15 protein-coding genes and 1 pseudogene are annotated in these 17,985 nt (G+C 62.4%); 8 read left to right on the top strand and 8 right to left on the bottom strand.

What is annotated here, in order from left to right; genetic code table 11:
* Nucleotides 1-221: 221 nt before the first annotated feature.
* Nucleotides 222-839: a TetR/AcrR family transcriptional regulator gene (locus tag GSQ73_RS02800; protein ID WP_158880784.1), complete on the bottom strand. Its 618-nt coding sequence runs from the start codon at nucleotides 837-839 to the stop codon at nucleotides 222-224.
* A gap of 51 nt (nucleotides 840-890) precedes the next feature.
* Between GSQ73_RS02800 and GSQ73_RS02795 the strand changes: the two genes are divergently transcribed.
* On the top strand, nucleotides 891-1,460 hold the full coding sequence (locus tag GSQ73_RS02795) for a hydrolase (RefSeq protein WP_158880782.1): 570 nt from the start codon (nucleotides 891-893) through the stop codon (nucleotides 1,458-1,460).
* A 32-nt stretch (nucleotides 1,461-1,492) separates the two neighbouring features.
* Here the strand turns inward: GSQ73_RS02795 and thrC are convergent, their stop codons facing one another.
* The 7 genes and pseudogenes from thrC to GSQ73_RS02760 all read right to left on the bottom strand — a co-directional run bounded on the left by thrC (nucleotide 1,493) and on the right by GSQ73_RS02760 (nucleotide 9,831).
* The gene (gene thrC / locus GSQ73_RS02790) at nucleotides 1,493-2,818 is read right to left on the bottom strand and encodes a threonine synthase (protein ID WP_158880780.1); all 1,326 of its coding nucleotides are present in this window, start codon (nucleotides 2,816-2,818) and stop codon (nucleotides 1,493-1,495) included.
* Complete coding sequence (locus tag GSQ73_RS02785) at nucleotides 2,815-3,792, bottom strand: homoserine kinase (protein ID WP_254063279.1); 978 nt, start codon at nucleotides 3,790-3,792, stop codon at nucleotides 2,815-2,817. The genes thrC and GSQ73_RS02785 overlap by 4 nt, the downstream gene beginning before the upstream one ends.
* A gap of 11 nt (nucleotides 3,793-3,803) precedes the next feature.
* Nucleotides 3,804-4,877: pseudogene (locus GSQ73_RS02780) on the bottom strand (homoserine dehydrogenase); the annotation flags it as partial.
* Nucleotides 4,878-5,066: 189 nt separating this feature from the next.
* Nucleotides 5,067-5,225, bottom strand: a complete 159-nt coding sequence (locus GSQ73_RS02775) for a hypothetical protein (RefSeq protein ID WP_158880774.1) — start codon at nucleotides 5,223-5,225, stop codon at nucleotides 5,067-5,069.
* A gap of 76 nt (nucleotides 5,226-5,301) precedes the next feature.
* Nucleotides 5,302-7,500, bottom strand: coding sequence for an alpha-galactosidase (locus GSQ73_RS02770; protein ID WP_158880772.1), 2,199 nt, complete (start codon nucleotides 7,498-7,500; stop codon nucleotides 5,302-5,304).
* Nucleotides 7,501-7,525: 25 nt separating this feature from the next.
* Nucleotides 7,526-7,702 carry a hypothetical protein gene (locus GSQ73_RS02765; protein WP_158880770.1) on the bottom strand — a complete coding sequence of 59 codons (177 nt, stop codon included), beginning with the start codon at nucleotides 7,700-7,702 and terminating at the stop codon, nucleotides 7,526-7,528.
* Between the two features lie 146 nt (nucleotides 7,703-7,848).
* Nucleotides 7,849-9,831, bottom strand: a complete 1,983-nt coding sequence (locus GSQ73_RS02760; protein ID WP_158880768.1) for a bifunctional 2',3'-cyclic-nucleotide 2'-phosphodiesterase/3'-nucleotidase — start codon at nucleotides 9,829-9,831, stop codon at nucleotides 7,849-7,851.
* Nucleotides 9,832-10,022: 191 nt separating this feature from the next.
* On the opposite strand from GSQ73_RS02760, the gene GSQ73_RS02755 reads away from it, so the two are divergent.
* From GSQ73_RS02755 to GSQ73_RS02725, 7 genes are all read left to right on the top strand, one after another.
* Nucleotides 10,023-11,738 (top strand): sulfatase-like hydrolase/transferase, encoded by a 1,716-nt coding sequence (locus GSQ73_RS02755; RefSeq protein ID WP_158880766.1) that lies wholly within the window; start codon nucleotides 10,023-10,025, stop codon nucleotides 11,736-11,738.
* Nucleotides 11,739-11,778: 40 nt separating this feature from the next.
* Nucleotides 11,779-12,825, top strand: coding sequence for a glycerophosphodiester phosphodiesterase (locus GSQ73_RS02750; RefSeq protein WP_158880764.1), 1,047 nt, complete (start codon nucleotides 11,779-11,781; stop codon nucleotides 12,823-12,825).
* Entirely contained in the window at nucleotides 12,815-13,543 is a 729-nt protein-coding gene (locus GSQ73_RS02745) for a lysoplasmalogenase (protein WP_158880762.1), read from the top strand. Before GSQ73_RS02750 ends, GSQ73_RS02745 begins: the two co-directional genes overlap by 11 nt.
* Nucleotides 13,540-14,808 carry a sterol desaturase family protein gene (locus GSQ73_RS02740; RefSeq protein WP_158880760.1) on the top strand — a complete coding sequence of 423 codons (1,269 nt, stop codon included), beginning with the start codon at nucleotides 13,540-13,542 and terminating at the stop codon, nucleotides 14,806-14,808. Before GSQ73_RS02745 ends, GSQ73_RS02740 begins: the two co-directional genes overlap by 4 nt.
* A gap of 9 nt (nucleotides 14,809-14,817) precedes the next feature.
* The gene (locus GSQ73_RS02735; protein WP_158880758.1) at nucleotides 14,818-15,417 is read left to right on the top strand and encodes a hypothetical protein; all 600 of its coding nucleotides are present in this window, start codon (nucleotides 14,818-14,820) and stop codon (nucleotides 15,415-15,417) included.
* Nucleotides 15,418-15,422: 5 nt separating this feature from the next.
* Complete coding sequence (locus tag GSQ73_RS02730) at nucleotides 15,423-15,887, top strand: hypothetical protein (protein ID WP_158880756.1); 465 nt, start codon at nucleotides 15,423-15,425, stop codon at nucleotides 15,885-15,887.
* A gap of 595 nt (nucleotides 15,888-16,482) precedes the next feature.
* Nucleotides 16,483-17,985: an amino acid permease gene (locus tag GSQ73_RS02725; RefSeq protein ID WP_158880754.1), complete on the top strand. Its 1,503-nt coding sequence runs from the start codon at nucleotides 16,483-16,485 to the stop codon at nucleotides 17,983-17,985.

Genomic DNA, 17,985 nt, shown 5'->3' with positions numbered 1-17,985 from the left:
CAGCCCGCTCACCGTCGAAAGACGATGCATATGGACGAAGCGGCAGGGGTTGTTGCGTTGCGACATCCTTGGACCGTAAGCGATGTGTTTGCAGCGTGTCAACAGTTTAAATTGAAACCAATTGGCTTCGGCGGCGGTATTTCATCTGGACGCCTAGCCGTCCAGACGAACATCGGCGGCCATACCGGTGCGCATGTCGCCGCACCACGAAAACCATCGCTTCAGCGTTTCGCAAGCGAAGCCAGATAGAGCTGCAGCGCCCGTTCAAGTTGCTCCAGTGCCGACTTGCGACCCACCAGGCCGACCTCCGCGCTGAGCGCCACCGCGGCCTTCATCAACTGCAGCACGACGACCGCGGCGGCATGCAGCTCGCTGGACGACAGGTGGGTGATGCGCTGGCCGAGTAGTTCCTGCAAACCTTCGCGCAGGTGTTGGCGGATCGCCAAGCCACGCACCGCAGGCAACGAGGCGAGGGATTCGGCGAGCACGGCAAAAGCCGGATGTCGGCGGCGGAAGGCGACCAGCAGGCGAATCAGCTGCGTGCCGAGCTGGTCGTCATTCCAGTCGCCGGACTGCGCCGCAAGCTGCTGCAGGTGTTGCTGAAGGGATTGCGTGTACTGCGTCATCAGCGCATGCGCCAGCGCTTCCTTGGTTGGAAAAAACTGGTAGAGCGAACCGATCGCCGCGCCGGCACGCGCTGCGATCTCGGTCATCGTGGCTGCTTCGTAACCTTTGTCGACGAAGCATGCCGCGGCGGCATCGAGCAGCGATGCCACGCGTTCGCGACCGCGTTGCCGTTGCGGCGCCTTGGCGCTGGCGGTTGACTTTTGTGAGGTCATCCTCATAATTCCAAAAGCGAGGGCATCCTCACTTGCCGACTGGAGAATACCGTGGAAAAACTTGATCCGCGCAGCACCGCGCTGGTGCTCATCGATTTGCAGAAGGGTATCGCGCCTTACGCAGGCGGTCCGCACAGCGCGGCCCATGTGAACGAGCGCGCCGGCCGGCTCGCAGCACGCTTCCGCGCACTCGGCGCGCCGGTGGTGCTGGTTCGGGTGGGCTTCGCGGCCGACTTTGCCGATGCGCTCAAGCAGCCGGTGGATCAACCGTCGCCGGCGCGATCGCTGCCCGATAACTGGCTTGAGCTCGCGGATGAACTGGCCGAGGCGCCCAGCGACATTCACATCACCAAGCGTCAGTGGGGCGCGTTCCATGGCACCGAACTGGATCTCCAGTTGCGTCGTCGCGGTATCACGCAGATCGTACTCGGCGGCATCTCCACCAACATCGGTGTCGAATCCACCGCACGCGCCGCGTACGAGCACAACTACGCATTGATCCTGGCCGAGGACGCGATGAGCGCAGCCAATGCCGAGCAGCACAAGTTCGCAGTCGAGACAATTTTTCCGCGGCTCGGTCGCGTGCGATCGACCGCGGACATCCTCGAAGCGTTGAGTTGATGGAATTCACAAGCGCGTCAGGATGACGCGCTTCAACCGGCGGCGTGTTCGAGCAGCCATTGCCGCAACGCGTCGGCGCTCGCCGCCAGAGGTTCGGCGCTGGCAGGACGTTGCAACATGTTGGCGAGCGCATCGGGCACATCCACGGCATGGCCGATCAACGGCTCCACCACGCTTTCGAATTTAGCCGGATGCGCGGTAGCCACCACGACCCACGGCATGTCATTGCCTTCGCGACGCAGTTCGTCGAGTACGTGCATCGCCGTCGCGGTGTGCGGGCAAAGCACTTCGCCGTGATCGCGCGCATGGCTTTCGATGATCAGGCGGATCGTCGCATCGTCGACACTGCGTGCGTCGAGCAGTGCGCGCAGTTGCGCTTCATCCGGAAACGTCCAGCGCAACCGTTCGAAGTTGCTGGGCGCGCCGACGTCCATGGCATTGGCGAGCGTGGCGATGGCCTCGCGCGGTGCGTATCGGTCGCCGGCGAAATAGTCGGGCAAGGTGGCATTGGCGTTGCAGGCAAGCTGCAGTTCGCCGATCGGCAAGCCCATGCCTTTCGCCCACAGGCATGCCATGGCATTGCCGAGGTTGCCGGTGGGCACGATGAAATTCAGCGGTGTGTCGTGTTCGCGCCACCAGCCCAGCGCGGCGTGTGCGTAGTAGCTCATCTGCGGAAGCAGACGGCCGAGGCTGATGCTGTTGGCCGACGAAAGCGGCACGCGGGCCGGCAACGTCGTGTCGTTGAGCGCGGTTTTCACCATGCGCTGGCAGTCGTCGAATCGGCCAGTCACGCGCAGCGCATGGATATTGTCTCCGAAGCAGCCCAGTTGATGCGCCTGCCGCGGCGAGACTTTGCCATCGGGATAGAGAATCACCACATGAATGCCTGGTTGACGGTGAAATGCCGCAGCCACCGCCGCACCCGTGTCGCCGGATGTCGCCACGAGGATGGTCAGCGTCTGTGAGTTCTCACGCGGCAGGCGTTGCAGACAAGCGGCAAGAAAACGTGCGCCGAAATCCTTGAACGCCGACGTCGGCCCGTGAAAGAGCTCCAGCATCGACGACCCCGGATGCGCGCGCAGTTCACGCAGCGGCGCGTCGAAGGTGAACGCCTCGACGCAAATCTCCGGCAGTTCATCGGCGAGTGGATCGCCCGCAAAAAACGGGGCGAGAAGCGTCGCGGCGGTGTCGGCCAGCGTGCCGTTCGCGTCGAACGCCTCCGCATCGATGCGCGGCAAAAACTCCGGCACGTACAGGCCGCCGTCGGGCGCGAGTCCCGCGGCAATCGCTCGGCTGATCGGCACTGATGGCGTGGGACTTCGCGTGCTGTGATAACGCAAGGGTGCGATCACGCTCATGCATCGACCTCGATCGATGCGATCAACGATGCCGCCGGTCCGTTGATCGGCGACACGCGCGCATCGCTGTCCAGCCCCGCATCGGCGAAGGCTGCCTGCATCGATCGCGTCGCGGCTTCGGCATCGGCGTGGTTCTCGTACCAGCCGAACACGCTCGGGCCCGCGCCGGAAATACTCGCACCCATGGCACGATGATCCAGCGCAGCCTGCTTCACTCTCGCGAAGTTCGGTATCAGTGGTGCACGCCGCGGTTCCACCAACACGTCCTTCAGGCCCTCGCGCACCAGCGTCGCGTCGCCGTGCCAGCAACCGGCGAGCACCATCGCGAGATTCGAACTCTGCGCCACGAATTCGCCAAGTTCGTAATGCCCGGCCAGCGCCGCGCGCGCCTTGCGCGTTTCAAGAACCACGTGCGGATGCACCAGCGCACAGTGCCATTCGGCGGGCACCGCAATGCGCAACAATCGATCGTGCGTCGCCATCACCAGACCACCGAGCAACATCGCGCCGAGGTTGTCGCCGTGACGACTGCCGCTGGCGACCGCTTCGCCGTCGAGCGCAAAACCGTAGAGCGATTCGCGCGGCAACGGCTGCACGAGCAACGCATTCGCCGCCACCAGCGCAGCCACGCACGAGGCAGCCGAACCGCCCATGCCCGAACCGAGCGCGATGCCCTTGTTCAACACCAGTTCGAAACCGTGCTGCAGTCCAAGCGCCTTGCGCAATGCCATCAAAGCGACGCCGGCGGTGTTCTGTCGCGGGTCCGTCGGCAGGTCGGTGACGCAGCCGCGAATGTCGGCGATGCGCACCACCGGCTCGTCAATGCGACGTATTTCGGCGCGATCACCCGCGCCAGTGACGCTGTGCCCGAGCAAATCAAAACCGACGCCCACATTGCCGACGCTCGCCGGTGAATAGGCGCAAGCGGCCTGCAGAGGTTTCGGGCGATGCGGTGCAGCCATGGCAGGTTCCATCAGCGAAGTATTCATGCGCGCGCCTCCAGTGATTCGGCGATGCGCAACAGATCGGTGAACACACCCGCGGCGGTTACTTCCGGACCGGCGCCGGGGCCTTGCACCGACAGCGGATTGTCGCAGTAACGACGTGTACTGAACTGCACGATGTTGTCGGTCAGTCTCGTATGGGCAAACGCATGCGTGGACGGCAGCACCGTCAGGCGCACGCTGGCACGGCCGTGGCCGTCCAGGTGCGCCACGTGACGCAGCACGCCGCCTTCGGCACGCGCTTCGGCGAGTTTCGCCGCCATCGGCGCATCCAGTTCGCGCAGCCGCGACATGAACGCATCCAGGGGCAACGCAGCGAGTTCCGCAGGCACCAGGCTTTGCAGATCGACATCTTCCAGCGACAGCAGCCAGCCCGCTTCACGCGCCAGGATCACCAGCTTGCGCGCGACGTCGAGGCCGGAGAGATCATCGCGCGGATCCGGCTCGGTGTAGCCCAGTGCATGTGCCTCTCGTACCAACACCGAGAACGGCTGCGTGCCGTTGTAGCGATTGCACAGCCAGGCGAGCGTGCCGGAAAACATGCCCTCCACCGCGAGCAGTTCGTCGCCGGTGTCGAGCAGGTCGCGCAAGGTCTGCACCACAGGCAGCCCGGCACACACCGTGGCTTCGTAGCGAAAGCGCGCGCGTTCGGCGCAGGCAGCGCGGATTGATTTCCAGCGATCCAGCGAGCCGCTGCCGGCCTGCTTGTTCGGCGTCACCACATGCAGGCCAGCGGCCAGCCATGACGCATAGTGCCCTGCGACGACATCGCTGGCGCTGCAATCGATCAACAGCGCGTGCCGGCCATCATCACCGCGTACGTGCGCAGCGAATTCGTCGAGATTGCCCGGCCGCCAGATCTGCGCACGCTCGGCGTGATGTTGATGGCCCGCGTGATTGAGCTCCGGGTCGTCGCAGTCCAGCCACATGCGTCGACTCGCAGCCACGCCGCACAATTGCAGATCGAGGCCCGATTCGCGCAGCCGAGGCTGCGCCGCGCGCAATTGCGCAAGCAGCGCGCTGCCGACGCGCCCGGGCCCGATCAAGCCCACCGCCAGCGCGCGTCGGCGACGCACTGCAGACGAGGCAAAAGCGGACGATGGCCGATGGATGGCAGCAGGTTGAAGCGCACAGATATTCACGATGACCTCCAGTGAGGCCCGTGCTCGCTGGCGGATCGGCTTGTGCTGTGGGGAGTGCACCGGCCCGCCTGTCGAGGGCGGGGCCGTTGCGTAGTAGAGAACCTATTCGCGCACGGACACCCACCCCGACCGAGTAATGGTCGTGGTGGTAGTCGTCATCGCGATGGTGGTGTGGATCGTGCCGATCGTCACCGACAACGCTGCCCGCCCGGAAAAAACCAGGGCGACATGCGTGCGTGCGGGTGAGAGTTCGAGCGACATGGATCGACCTTAAGGGGATTGTTGCGCTGCGGTCAATAGATGCATTTGCAACTTTGCCCCGCAGGAAACAGCTCGGCTAGTCGTGCACAGTCGACAGCATCACCAGCTCCGACGACTCCGGCACCGGCAGTCGCACGACGACGCCCGTGCGTGACAACGCGTCGCCGGTTTCCACGACATCCGCGGCGCTGCCGTCGTGGAAATGCAATCGGTAGCGACGCAGCGGCTGCAGCCCCTTCAACACGAAGCGATGAGAAATCTCCTTGCCATTCGATCCGTGAAACGCATACAGAACACCTGTGCCGCTGGCAGCGTCGACATATTCGGTGCCATCCCAGCCTTTGCCATCGGGTCGCGGCCCGACGTGATAAAGATCGGCGTTGCGGATCAGTGGGCGCAACGTCGATTTGTAGACGCGCAGCTCTTCCATCGCATCGTCGCGCTGTGCGCTTGTCCAGCGGGTGGTGTCGAGCATCAGGGTGAACCAGCCCATCATGCCGCTGCGCAGCATGGTTCGAAAATTCTCGATGCGCGGCGTCGGCCACTGCTTTACATAGGTTTCGAGCATCGCTGATGGCAACACATGGCTGGCGTCGTAGAACGCCTGCCGGTTCGACAGCGGATCGTACGAATCGACGATCGAAAAATAATCACCGACTGCCGCACTTCCGAAATCGACCATGCGCCCGCCGTCGTTGCAGATCTCCAGCAACAGGTCCGGGTGCGCCTTTTTCAACGTTCGATAAATGTCGTAGTACGCCCGCGCCGCGTGGTAACTCACGTCGGTCGAGTTGGGGCCATCGGCCCACCGGAAACCTTCGTCCTCGTAGTGATGCACGAGCTTCGGATCGCAGGTCGCGTGCGGATGGTCGGCACGGTCGCAGCCCTGCGCGACGACGTAGCCATCGTGTTCGAGCATGTCGAGGTGATCGTCATGCACCAGTCGCTCAACTTCCTTCGACACCCAAGCCTTGGCATCCGACTGTCCGATGTCGATGGTGATGCCCTTGAACTCGCCGGGCTTCCAGCCGGGCGGCGGATCGGTGACGAGCCAGTCGCGGGTGGCCGCGTGAAGCACGCTCATCGACGCGGGCTGCATGCTGTTGCCTGCCTGCGCCCAGTCGATCCAGAGGCCGAACTTCAACCCGTGTCGATGCGCATCGTCGGCAATGGTCACCAGCCCTTGCGGAAACTTGCGCGGATCGGGCACCCAGTCGCCGACACCGCGAAACCAGCCGGCGTCCAGATGGAACATCTCGAAACCCAGCGCCGCGGAGTCGATAATCATGCGGTGCGCCTGCGCTGCATCCACAGCCATGCCGCTACCCCAGCTGTTGTTGACCAGCAGCGGATAGTGCGGGTCGGCGACATGGCGCGGATCATTCAACACCTCGCGCACCCATCGCCGCAGCGCGTTGCCTGCGTCATCGACGCTGCCATGCGTGGCGCCCAGAAACACTGTCGGCGTGACGAAACTCTCGCCGGATAGCAGCCGCGTTTCGAACGGGCCAGGTTCGGGATTCAGTCCCGCGCCCCCCTCCAGCACATCGCCGCGTCGCTGCACGCGCATCGCGACACGACCGCTGAATTCCATACCGACATACCAGCCATCGGTCGCATCGTCGCCAGGCGAGCGCACCAGCATGTACGGAATGATCTCGCGCGGTTCGCCCTTGCGGGGATGCGCATAGGTGCTCGACGTGCCCAGCCAGCGATAACCTTCGCCGACATCCACAAGATGCGTTCCGACCGGCGGCGCCTCGCCCGCGCCCTTGTCGATCCACAACTGCTGGAGCGAACGCGACGCGGGGACGTGCCAGCGAAAACGAAAACTGTCCTGCAACGGCAACGTGATCGTGCGACCCGTGAGGTTCTGGATGCGGATCGTGTGCTCCAGCGGACCGTGCATTGCACGTGTGCGCCACGACCAGGTGAGTCGCAACTTCGGTACATCGTTTTCGTACACCGCATCCATGGCATCGCCACGTAGACGGCTGGCCGTCCGGTTGAAATGCCAGTGCAGCGGCCGATCCTTGCCGTCGATGGTGATGTGATCGATCAGCGTCGTGGCGTCATTACCCGTCCATCCAGTGATCGAAGTTGACGACAACTGCGTGACTTGCGGAGCCGATGATCCGAATCGGATAGTCACGCGGGTATCGCGGTTGCCAATCTGCGCCGCTTCAACGTGGGTGGCCCACAACGGAGTTGCATTCGTCGCGAGAATCGCAATCAAAGCGACGCCAACGTCATGCAATTTCTTGAGTCGCTTCATGCGCCGGCCAGTCTGATGTGACGCTTCAAAAGAATGTTTGCGGTCGATAAACCGAGACTATGGCATCGTCCATGTCAGGACTTTGCTGAATCAATGTACCGAAGCGATGTTTTGCTTCGACCGGGCTGGTTGCTTCGGTCGAGCTACCTTTCTGAATCGCGGCATCGGGCAGCCAGCGTATCGAACCTTGCTTCTTCAACATGATTGCGTCTTTGAAGCGAACGGCGCCTGGATAGGTCGATCATGCCATTCGGTCGCGAATCGAAAGCATGGCGATGGAAGTCGACTACACGACTATTGCAAACATCCGCTCCGGAAAGTGATCAAGTATTTGAATGTCCAGAAAGCTCAACGCGATAAATCGATCGCATACGTCGCCGTGCCATCGCCATGGTCCTTCACCAGTCGAATGTTCTGCAGCCCCACAACACCGGCGACATCGAGTTTGTTGCCGGCGGCGGTGAAGGTGATGGGGCCGCGTACTTTCATGGGTGCGAAGTTCCATGACGTCGGCTCGAGGTCTTTCGAAACGAGCCGCGGATGTTGCTGCAGCCACTGGGCGAGAATTTCGCGCGTGCCATCCGGCGCGGCGAGCACGATGTTGTTGCCGTCGAGTCCGGGGAAGTGGCCGCCGCCGCTGGCGCGATAGTTGTTGGTGGCGATGATGAAGGGATCGCTCGGCGAAACCGGTTTGCCTTGGTAGCTCAGCTGGGTGATGCGATGGTCGACGGGTTTGGACAGGTCGATCAGGTAGTGAATGCCGCCCTGGATCTGGTCGAAGTTGTAGCCGACGAAATGCGAGCTGATCAGTGGCTGTTCGCCTGGCTTGTTCGGATCGATGCGGTTGAAGCGGCGTGCGGATTGCTCCAGCCAGCTTTTCAACCCGGCGCCATCGGTCTTCACCGCGGCGAGCGTGTTGGGATAGAAGTAGAGATCGGCAGCGCTGCGCAAGGTGAGCGGGCCGGGCGCGACGTCGGTGTAGTCGTCCGGGCCGCCGAAGCCGGTGCGGAATGCGGCAGCGGCGGCAAGTACCGGCACGTTCGCGAGTTCCGGATGCGAATGCGGCAGCTCGGCGCGCACGTAATCGATCTGCGCGGCGTTGACCGGCGCGAGCGCGGTCATGTTTCCTTCGTCGGCAAAGTAGCTGCTCATGCGTAGCGTGCTTTCGCCGATCGGCGTGTTGACGTAGGCAATAGCGGCTTCATGTGTCTGCTGGATCAATGGCGCGACCTGCGGATCGGCAGGCACGCACTGATTTTTCTGCGGACAGATCGGCCGCACTTCGCTGTGCGTGTGATCGAGGTCGACGACCCAACGCCCGTCCTTGCGATTCAGCACGAGCTGGATCACGCCGAGGTCCTTGCCGAAGAAGCCGCCCATCACCGCCGGCACGTTGCGCACGAAACCGCGCCGCGCATCCACGTCTTTCATGCCGGCGTAGCGTGGTCCCGGAAACTCGGTATGCGAGTGACCAAGCAGCAGCACGTTGATGCCGGGCACGCCGGCGAGATACCAGCCGCCGTTTTCCATCTGCGAGGTGTACGGCGCGGTGTCCAGGCCGCCGTGCAGAATCGCGACGATCAAATCCGGATGCTGCGCCTGCAACTGCGGCACGTACTTTTGCGCAGCCTCAACGACGCCACTCACCGTGACCCTGCCGCCGAGTTTCTGCTTGTCCCACTGCATGATCGGCGGCGGCGTGAAGCCGATGATGCCGATGCGCAACGGCACGCTGACCTTGCTGCCGTCCGCCGTGTACGCCTCGATGGTTTTGGTCACCACCGTCCACGGCTTGAAGATCGGCGAGCCATCGCGCGCGCTGTACACGTTGGAAAGCACCAGCGGAAAATGCGGCCCGGCGCAATGTTCCGCGCGACCGCCATCGACGTTCATCGGCGTGCCGGTGACCTGCGAAAGAAAGCCGAGTCCGTAGTTGAATTCGTGGTTGCCGGCGGTGCCGCCGTCGTAGCCCATCGTGTCCATCGCGCGATAGATCGCCAGCTCCTGGTCGCAACCGACCGGCTTCACCAGCGCCTGATAATCCGCCAGCACGCTGCCCTGAATCGTGTCGCCGCTGTCGAACAGAAAGGTGTTGGGAAACTCGGCGCGCGCGCGACGGATCAACGTTGCGGTGCGTTCGTAGCCGAGCGTGTCGTCCGCTTTCAGCTTGTAGTAGTCGTAGCTCAACACGTTGGAATGCACGTCGGTGGTTTCGAGAATCGCGACCTTCGCGCTGGAGCCATCGGGCAAATTGATCGGCCGTGACTGCGATGCACAACCGGCGAGCAGGAAGGCGGCGAGGGTGGCGATGGGAAAGGCGCGTTTCGACATGGTGTCCCGTGCATGGCTGGCGGATTCGAATCGCGAAAACTAGCAGATCGACACCATCGATGAGCCGTCGTCGCCGCACGCCATGCAAAACGGCAGTGGAACGGCGCGATGCCTCGCACGCATGTTGCAGTTGCAAGACCGTAAGATGTCGCCTCGGTGGCAGCCGACCCCTGCCAGGGGAAATCAACTTCATGCGTCGCAATTTTCTACGCGCCACGCGAGTGGCGCTTTTACCGGTACTCGCGCTGGTCTTTTTTTGTTACTGCCTCGGCGTGACCGCGCTGGACGAACCACTGCTGCTGCAACAAGCATTCATCGGCTGCCTGATGCTCAGCACGTTCGGTATTTTGCTGTTTGCCTTCGGACGTCTCGGCACCGCCTTGTTGATCAGCGGTGGCCTGTTCGCGGCGCTCAAGTTCATGTCTGTGATGAAACTGCGTTACCTCGATGCGCCCTTGATGCCGTCGGATTTTCTCTACTTCGCCGGCGCCAGTCTGGTCGATACATTGCGGCACTATCCGTATCTGTATGCCCTAGGCCTGGGCGTCGTCGTAGTGCTGCCGCCCTTGCTGTGGCTGGTGTGGCGTCACGACAAGCGCGTGCTGGTTGATACACGACGTGGCAGCGTCCTGCTGGCGCGGCTGGGCGGTGTTGCCGTGTTCGCACTGGCGTTCTGGACCTGCATGCTGCCGACGGGCCCGTTCGAGGCGGTGCATTCGCGGGATGTGTGGGAGAAATTGTCCGACGATGCGCAGATGACGAATTTCTTCGTCAACCTGCGCGACGCCGCGGTGAAGCTGCCGACCATGACCAGCGACGCCGTCGCGGAATCCGTATGGGGCGCCACCGCGCAGGGTGCGCCGGGCGTCACGCATTCGCCGTATCCGGACATCGTGCAGGTGCTTGAGGAAAGCACGTTCGATCCGTCCAACTACACCGCGTGCATCGGCGTGCCTCAGTGCCAGGTGTCGATGTTCCAGGCCGACGCGCGCACGCGTGCGCATGGCGCGATGCGCGTGCACACATTTGGCGGCGGCACCTGGGTCAGCGAATTCGCATCGCTCACCGGCATGCCGCAGGATATCTTCGGGCCGGGTGGCACCTATGCGCCTTACGTGCTGGCGCCGCACGTGCACGATACGCTCGCACTGCAGCTGCGCCGACTCGGCTATCGCACCATCGCCATCTACCCCGTCAACGGCAATTTCATCAATGCGCGCTACGCCTATCAGTCGTATGGCTTCGACCGTCTCTACGATTCGGTCGAGCTGGGCCTGGTGGAATGGCAGGACACCGACGCGCAGATGTTCGCTGCCGCCAAGCGCATCTATGACAGCGTGAAGAAACCCGGGCAGCCGGTATTCGTGATGATTCTGACCTTGAATCAGCACGGCCCGCACGACGACGATCCGATGGACGACGTGCCGGCGCCATACAGCAATCTGCTGCACGGCCTGAAGTATCAGCCGGCGCTGAACTTCGACACGTACCTCTATCGCCTGCACGATTCGTCCGAGGCGATGCGCGGGCTCGAGCACGATTTTCTCGATCGTGCGCAGCCGACCGTGCTGATGCATTTCGGCGATCATCAGCCGTCGTTCGGCGGCATGATCCGTCAGTTGCAACGGACATTGCCGCCGCCGATGCAGCCGTATCGCGATTACCTCACCTATTACATGGTGAAGAGCAATTTCGCAGGCGCGCCGTTGCCGAGCTATCCGATGATGGATATCGCGTTCCTGCCGACCATGGTGCTGCAGGCCGCAGGCGTGCCGACCGATCCGTATTTTTCCGCCGAGAACGCGTTCCGCACGCGCTGCCACGGCCTGTACGACGACTGCGCCACACCGGGCCTGCTCGCGTCGTACCACGCATGGACGATCGGCCGGCTGCACGTGTATCAATGAAGCGCGGCGCGCGCGCGCGATGTCCGCTACCGTGTCGGCCATGACAACCGCCGCGCCGATGCATCAACCACCGATCACCACGAAAGTGCAGGTGATCGCACATCGCGGCGCGAGCGCGCTGCGACCGGAACACACGCTCGCGTCGTACGCGAAGGCGATCGCCGACGGTGCGGATTTTATCGAGCCGGATCTGGTATCCACGCGTGACGGCGCGCTGGTCGCGCGCCATGAAAACGCGATCGGCGACACGACTGACGTCGCCTTACATCCTCAGTTCGCTTCGCGACGCACGCGCAAACAGATAGACGGCCAGACGGTCGACGACTGGTTCTGCGAAGACTTCACCCTGGCCGAACTGAAAACCCTGCGCGCGCGCGAACGCCTTCCGCAGTTGCGCGGCACCGCGTACGACGGCCGCTTCGATATTCCCGCGCTGGAGGAAATCATTGCGCTGGCGGCAACCGAATCGGCGGCGCGCGGGCGCATCATCGGCATCATTCCCGAAATCAAGCACGGCAGTTATTTCGCGCGCATCGGCCTGCCGATGGAGGATCGCCTGCTCGCCAGACTGGCAGCGCACAGCTATACGCGACGCGCGCCGATCGAAATCCAGTCGTTCGAAATCGCCAACCTGCGCTACCTGCGCCAACGCATCGGCACGGCACACTCCAACATCCGGCTATTACAGTTGCTCGGCGACGATGCCGAACAACCGTGGGACGTGGTGCTCGCCGGCGGCACGCTCGACTACGCGCAGATGATGACGTCGCCCGGCTTGCGCGAGATAGCGTGCTACGCCGATGCGATCGGCCCGTCCACGCGCTCGATCATTCCGCTCGATGCCGATGCATTCGGCGTGCCGACGATGCTGGTACGCGATGCGCATGCCATGGGGCTCGAAGTGCACCCATACACGTTTCGTCCGGAAAACCAGTTCATGCCGCGCGGCCTGTGGCTCGGCGACGATCCCGCCACGGTCAACGAAGCCGGATCGATCGCCGAAATCCGCATGTATCTCGACGCCGGCATCGATGCGTTTTTCACCGACGCGCCGGCGATCGGACGCAAGGCGCTCGATGAGCGTTGAGCTTTCTCAACGGTCGTGGCGAAGGCGGCTCACGCTGGCGGTAATCGTCGTAGCTATTGGCGCCATCGCCGGCGAGTTGCTGGCGACGCATGACTTCGGCAACGGCTGGTGGTTCTTGCACTGGTGCTTCAAACCGCTGGCGACAATATGGATCTTCGCGATGGCGTGGTGCGCTCAACCAGTGGTGTCGGTGCACTATCGACGCTGGATTCTCGCGGGCATTCTTTTCTCGTGCTGCGGCGATGTATTCCTGATGTTGCCCGTTGATCTTTTCGTGCCGGGGTTGCTGTCTTTCCTGCTGGCACACCTGTGCTTTCTCGTGGCCTTTCTCGGTGATAGCCGCTTCGCGGCGCGGCCATTCGTGCTGCTCGCCGCGCTTGGCTACGGCGCACTCAACCTGCAACTTCTTTGGCCGTCCATTCCATCGCCATTGCGTCTGCCGGTGACCGTCTACGTGACGGTGCTCGCGTGCATGGCCGGACAGGCAGCAGTGCGTGCGAGAGTCTTCGCGCTGCACGATGATCCGCGTCGACGCAGCGCAACGCACGCGGTTATCGGCGCACTCGTGTTCATGCTCAGCGACAGCCTGCTCGCGTGGAACAAGTTCCGCGGCCCGATACCGCTGGCCGACGCGGGCGTTCTGGCGACGTACTATCTGGCGATGTGGTGTATCGCGCGTTCGGTGCAGCGCGACGACAGGGCGATCGAGACGACATGAATACGCAGGAACTCATCATCACCTGGGCGACGCCGGTGTTCTTTCTGCTGATAGCGATCGAACTCCTGGCGGCGAAGCGGCGCGGGCATGCGGCGTATGGCAGCAGTGATGCGATCAACAGCATCGGGCTCGGCGTGATCTCCCAGATCGTCGGCGTATTCAGCAAGCTGCTGACCTTCGGCATCTACGCGTGGTGCGTGCAGCACCTGGCGCTGTTCGCGCTGCCGGCAAACAATCTGTTCGCATGGGCCGGCGCCTTGCTGCTCTACGACTTCTGCTACTACTGGCTGCACCGCTGCGGGCACCGGGTGAACATCCTGTGGGCCGCGCACGTGGTGCATCACCAGAGCGAGCACTACAACCTTTCCACCGCGCTGCGCCAGACCGGCAGCGGCGTGTTGTTGGGCTGGCTGTTCTACCTCCCGCTGGCATTGCTCGGCGTGCCGCTGCGGATGTTCGTGATCGTTGCGCTGATCGACCTGCTGTATCAGTTCTGGGTGCATACCGAACAGATCGGGCGACTCGGCTGGTTCGATCGCGTGTTCTGTTCGCCGTCCAACCATCGCGCACATCACGCGGTGAACGATCGCTATCTCGACCGCAACTACGGCGGCATTCTCATTGTGTGGGATCGTTTGTTCGGTACCTTCATCGAAGAGCACGATCGCGACGCGCCGGTATACGGCACGCGCTCGCCGCTGCGCAGCTGGAACCCGTTGTGGGCCAACGCCGAGGTGTACTGGAGCACCGCGATCGACGCGTGGCACGCACGCCGCTGGCGCGACAAGCTGCTGCTGTGGATCAAGCCACCCGGCTGGCGACCCGCCGATGTCGCCGGACGTTTTCCGAAGCCGGCCTTCGTGATCAGCACCGAACGCTTCGCCCCGCCGATGTCAAAGGCCATGACCATCTACGTCATGGTGCAGTTCGCCCTGCTGCTCGGCATGGCCACGCAATTCCTCGGCATGGCCGGCAAGGCGACTCTAGTCGACCTGCTCGCCTACGCGGCCTATCTGGTCATCAGCCTGAGCATCCTCGGCGGACTGATGGAAGGACGGCGCTGGGCGGTGTGGATGGAAGCATTACGTGTCGTGATGACAGCGGCGGTTCCGCTGCTGACGGGGCGATGGTTTGGTATCGATCCGTTAGACATGCGCGTTGCTGTGACGATCACCATAGTGTTCGGCGTGACTGCCATCGGTTTCCTCTGGTCGATCGTCACTCGCCGCGACTCGGCCATCCGTCCTACCGAAAATCCAGTCTGAGAATTCCCCATGCGTTTCGCTGTGCTGATGCTGATGCTGGTGCTATGGAGCGGCGCGACTGTTGCGGCTCAGGTGGGGAAAGTTGATCGCACCTTCACTGCCAAAGGTGATATCACCGCCGATGGTCGTGCCGAAATATTGACTCTGCACATCGTCGGAAAGTCGATGCAATCGTCTTTCAGATGGAGCCTCGTCATTACCGACGATACGGGCGTGGTGCTTTATCGGGTCGATCGTGACGATGCGTCGCAAGATGGCTTTTTCGGAACGGATGGATACGAGGCGAGGTGCGCGGACTATGAAAGCTGCAAAAAGCGCTACTACTTCCAGGACCTGCCGGAAACGATCTTCGCTGCCCTGAAGCCATCGCCTGCCGCGTGGAAGTTTGATCAATACACATTCCCCAATCTGCGTGACACGGCCCACGCCTATCTGGTGCATCACGGAGTGGCGCAAGTCAGGATCAATGGCGCTCTGGTTGAAATGCGAAAGACATTGAACAAGCCGGGATTTCACATGCTCGACGTTCCACTATCGGCTGCGCAATACGGCGAACCCATGATCTGGGTTGCAAGCGTGCACATGTTCGTTCCGTTTTATCAGGACTAGCCCAGATGACAATTTCGAAGAACAAACGCGTTTCTCCCAAAGTTCCAGTTTCGGTCTTGAGTGCTCTCTTTTTTTTGCTGGCAACATCGTTCGCATGGTCTGCCGAGTATCGAGTGGTGTTCAGAAATCTCGACCTGCTGAAGTCCGAACGAGTTGTCGGTTTTGATCTCACATTCAAGACCGCTTCCATTTCGGCGATGAACCGAGTTCCAGCTGGATGGCACATTGAATTGGAGAATGATCCTTCAGGAATAGTCAAATTGAAGGGCGGAATCATCGTGGGAGCCGCGGCGTTGAGCGAGAAGGATTTGCAACGTCTGATTAAAATCAGATCGACAGGGAGCCGGGCGGATGCGCCAGATTTGCATGGCGACATTGTTGTCACGTCAGACTTTGCGCATGAAAGACATTTGCTCATCGACAGCAAGAAGTACCGATTACTCAAGGCAGATATCCACCGTCAACCGTGACGAGAACAGGTTCATCGGTTTGCGTGTTGCGCATGGCACACAACATCACGTGCCCAAGATGTCGACGACACTTTTTGCTTCATCGCCGAGGCAACTGCACCTCATCGATGAGTCTTTTTGCCTCAGCGTTGAGGCGCGACGAGCCAGCGATGAGTCTTTTTGCCTCATCGATCAGGCAACTGCACCTCATCGATGAGGTGATCGAGCTTCATCGGTGAGGTGCTTGAACCTCGTGCGTGAGTCTCATCGGGTCAGCGGTGAGGCAAAAAGGGTCAACGATGAGCCGGCGAGCCTCATGCATAAGTCTTTTTGCCTCATCGATGAAGCAAAACGACTCAACCGGCTTCAGAAGGGTCTGACGGGTCGCCTGGAGCAAAGGTTCGGTGAGGCCGGTGCATGCCGGTTTTGCAGGCGGTCGGTCCGCGAGTGCGGATGTTGAGCGCGACGGAGCGGGTTTGGGACGGGGCATGTGCGCATGCACCCGATCCGGGATGTGCGCGTTGCCACAGCGCGAATGGGCGACGATGACAATGTTGCAAAAGCCGCCTCGTCATCGCTGCCGTTATGATCCCCGCTTGCTTCCGAGGATCACACGATGGGTTTCTTCCACAGGCTGGTGCGGCACAAGTCGGTCGAGCAACTGCAGTCGGAGGCGGGCAAACGCGGTGATTTCAGGCGTGTGCTGGGCCTGTGGCAGCTCACGGCGATCGGCATTGGCGGCATCATCGGCGTGGGCATTTTCGTGCTGGCCGGACAGCAGGCGGCGACGAATGCGGGGCCGGCGGTGGCGCTCAGTTTCATCATCGCCGGACTTGGCAGCGCGTGCGCCGCGCTGTGCTACGCGGAATTCGCCGGGCTGATACCGGTGACTGGCAGCGCGTACACCTACGGTTACGCGGTGCTCGGCGAATTCGTCGCGTGGATCATCGGCTGGGACTTGCTGCTGGAGTACGCGCTGGTGGTCGCGGTGGTGGCGATCGGCTGGTCCGGTTACGTGCAGGTGTTGCTCGCATCGGCCGGCGTGCACCTGCCGGAGTGGGCGCAGAAAAGCATGAGCGCGCAGACGATGCACTACTACCTGCAGCAGATGTTCGGCGTGCACGGCGCGGCGGTGGCGCCGAGCGATGGGCATCGCTTCAACGTGATCGCCGCGGCGGTGTCGATCGCGGTGGCGATCCTGCTCACCGTGCGCACCGAATGGGGTGCGCGTTTCAATACGGCGGTGGTGACGATCAAGGTGATCGGCGTGTTGCTGGTGGTCGGCGTTGGCGTGTTCTACATCCACGCGGCGAACTGGCATCCGTTTATCCCCGCGCGCGTGACCGATGCCGCCACGGGGCTGAGCCACTTCGGCTGGCAGGGCGTTTTGACCGGGGCGAGCGTGGTGTTTTTCGCGGTGTTCGGCTACGACACGCTGACAACGGCGGCGGAGGAAGCGAAGCATCCGCAGCGCGATCTGCCGCGCGCGGTGCTGTTGTCGCTGGGCGTCGCGATGGTGTTGTACATCGCGGTGTCGCTGGTGCTGACCGGCATCGTTCCTTACGGCACGCTCGGCGGCGAGGCGTCGGTGTCCGATGCGTTCCATTCGATCGGCCTGAACTGGCTGAGCATCATCATCGCGATCGCCGCGGTGATCGGCGTGACCAGCGTGCTGTTCGCCTTCATGCTCGGCGCGGCGCGTATCTGGTTTGCGCTGGCGCGCGATGGCCTGCTGCCGGCGTGGTTCGCGAAGGTGAGCCCGCGCTTCGGCACGCCGGCGCGGCCGACGATCATCCTCGGCCTGTTCACCGCGCTGGTTGCCGGTTTGCTGCCGATCGGCGAAGTGGCCGAGCTGGTGAACATCGGCACGCTGAGCGCGTTCATCATCATCTGCGGATCGATCATGGTGCTGCGCGTACGCCGGCCGGACCTGCAGCGTCATTTCCGCACGCCGGCGGTGTGGTTCACCGCGCCGCTGGGCATCGTGTTTTCGGTGGTGCTGATCTACGGCCTGCCGTGGATCACCTACGAGCGCTTCGTGATCTGGATGGCCATCGGCTGCGTGATTTATTTCGGTTACGGCATGTGGCACAGCAAGCTGGAACAAGCCGGCAGCTGA

Source organism: Rhodanobacter sp. L36, assembly GCF_009765755.1.
Lineage (GTDB): Bacteria > Pseudomonadota > Gammaproteobacteria > Xanthomonadales > Rhodanobacteraceae > Rhodanobacter.
This window is presented reverse-complemented; position numbering and strand designations above follow the sequence as displayed.

Coding starts and splice junctions, on each gene's coding strand:
- GSQ73_RS02800 (WP_158880784.1), bottom strand. CDS start 839: ATGACCTCACAAAAGTCAACCGCCAGCGCCAAGGCGCCGCAACGGCAA.
- thrC (WP_158880780.1), bottom strand. CDS start 2,818: ATGAGCGTGATCGCACCCTTGCGTTATCACAGCACGCGAAGTCCCACG.
- GSQ73_RS02785 (WP_254063279.1), bottom strand. CDS start 3,792: ATGGAACCTGCCATGGCTGCACCGCATCGCCCGAAACCTCTGCAGGCC.
- GSQ73_RS02775 (WP_158880774.1), bottom strand. CDS start 5,225: ATGTCGCTCGAACTCTCACCCGCACGCACGCATGTCGCCCTGGTTTTT.
- GSQ73_RS02770 (WP_158880772.1), bottom strand. CDS start 7,500: ATGAAGCGACTCAAGAAATTGCATGACGTTGGCGTCGCTTTGATTGCG.
- GSQ73_RS02765 (WP_158880770.1), bottom strand. CDS start 7,702: ATGTTGAAGAAGCAAGGTTCGATACGCTGGCTGCCCGATGCCGCGATT.
- GSQ73_RS02760 (WP_158880768.1), bottom strand. CDS start 9,831: ATGTCGAAACGCGCCTTTCCCATCGCCACCCTCGCCGCCTTCCTGCTC.
- GSQ73_RS02755 (WP_158880766.1), top strand. CDS start 10,023: ATGCGTCGCAATTTTCTACGCGCCACGCGAGTGGCGCTTTTACCGGTA.
- GSQ73_RS02750 (WP_158880764.1), top strand. CDS start 11,779: ATGACAACCGCCGCGCCGATGCATCAACCACCGATCACCACGAAAGTG.
- GSQ73_RS02745 (WP_158880762.1), top strand. CDS start 12,815: ATGAGCGTTGAGCTTTCTCAACGGTCGTGGCGAAGGCGGCTCACGCTG.
- GSQ73_RS02740 (WP_158880760.1), top strand. CDS start 13,540: ATGAATACGCAGGAACTCATCATCACCTGGGCGACGCCGGTGTTCTTT.
- GSQ73_RS02735 (WP_158880758.1), top strand. CDS start 14,818: ATGCGTTTCGCTGTGCTGATGCTGATGCTGGTGCTATGGAGCGGCGCG.
- GSQ73_RS02730 (WP_158880756.1), top strand. CDS start 15,423: ATGACAATTTCGAAGAACAAACGCGTTTCTCCCAAAGTTCCAGTTTCG.
- GSQ73_RS02725 (WP_158880754.1), top strand. CDS start 16,483: ATGGGTTTCTTCCACAGGCTGGTGCGGCACAAGTCGGTCGAGCAACTG.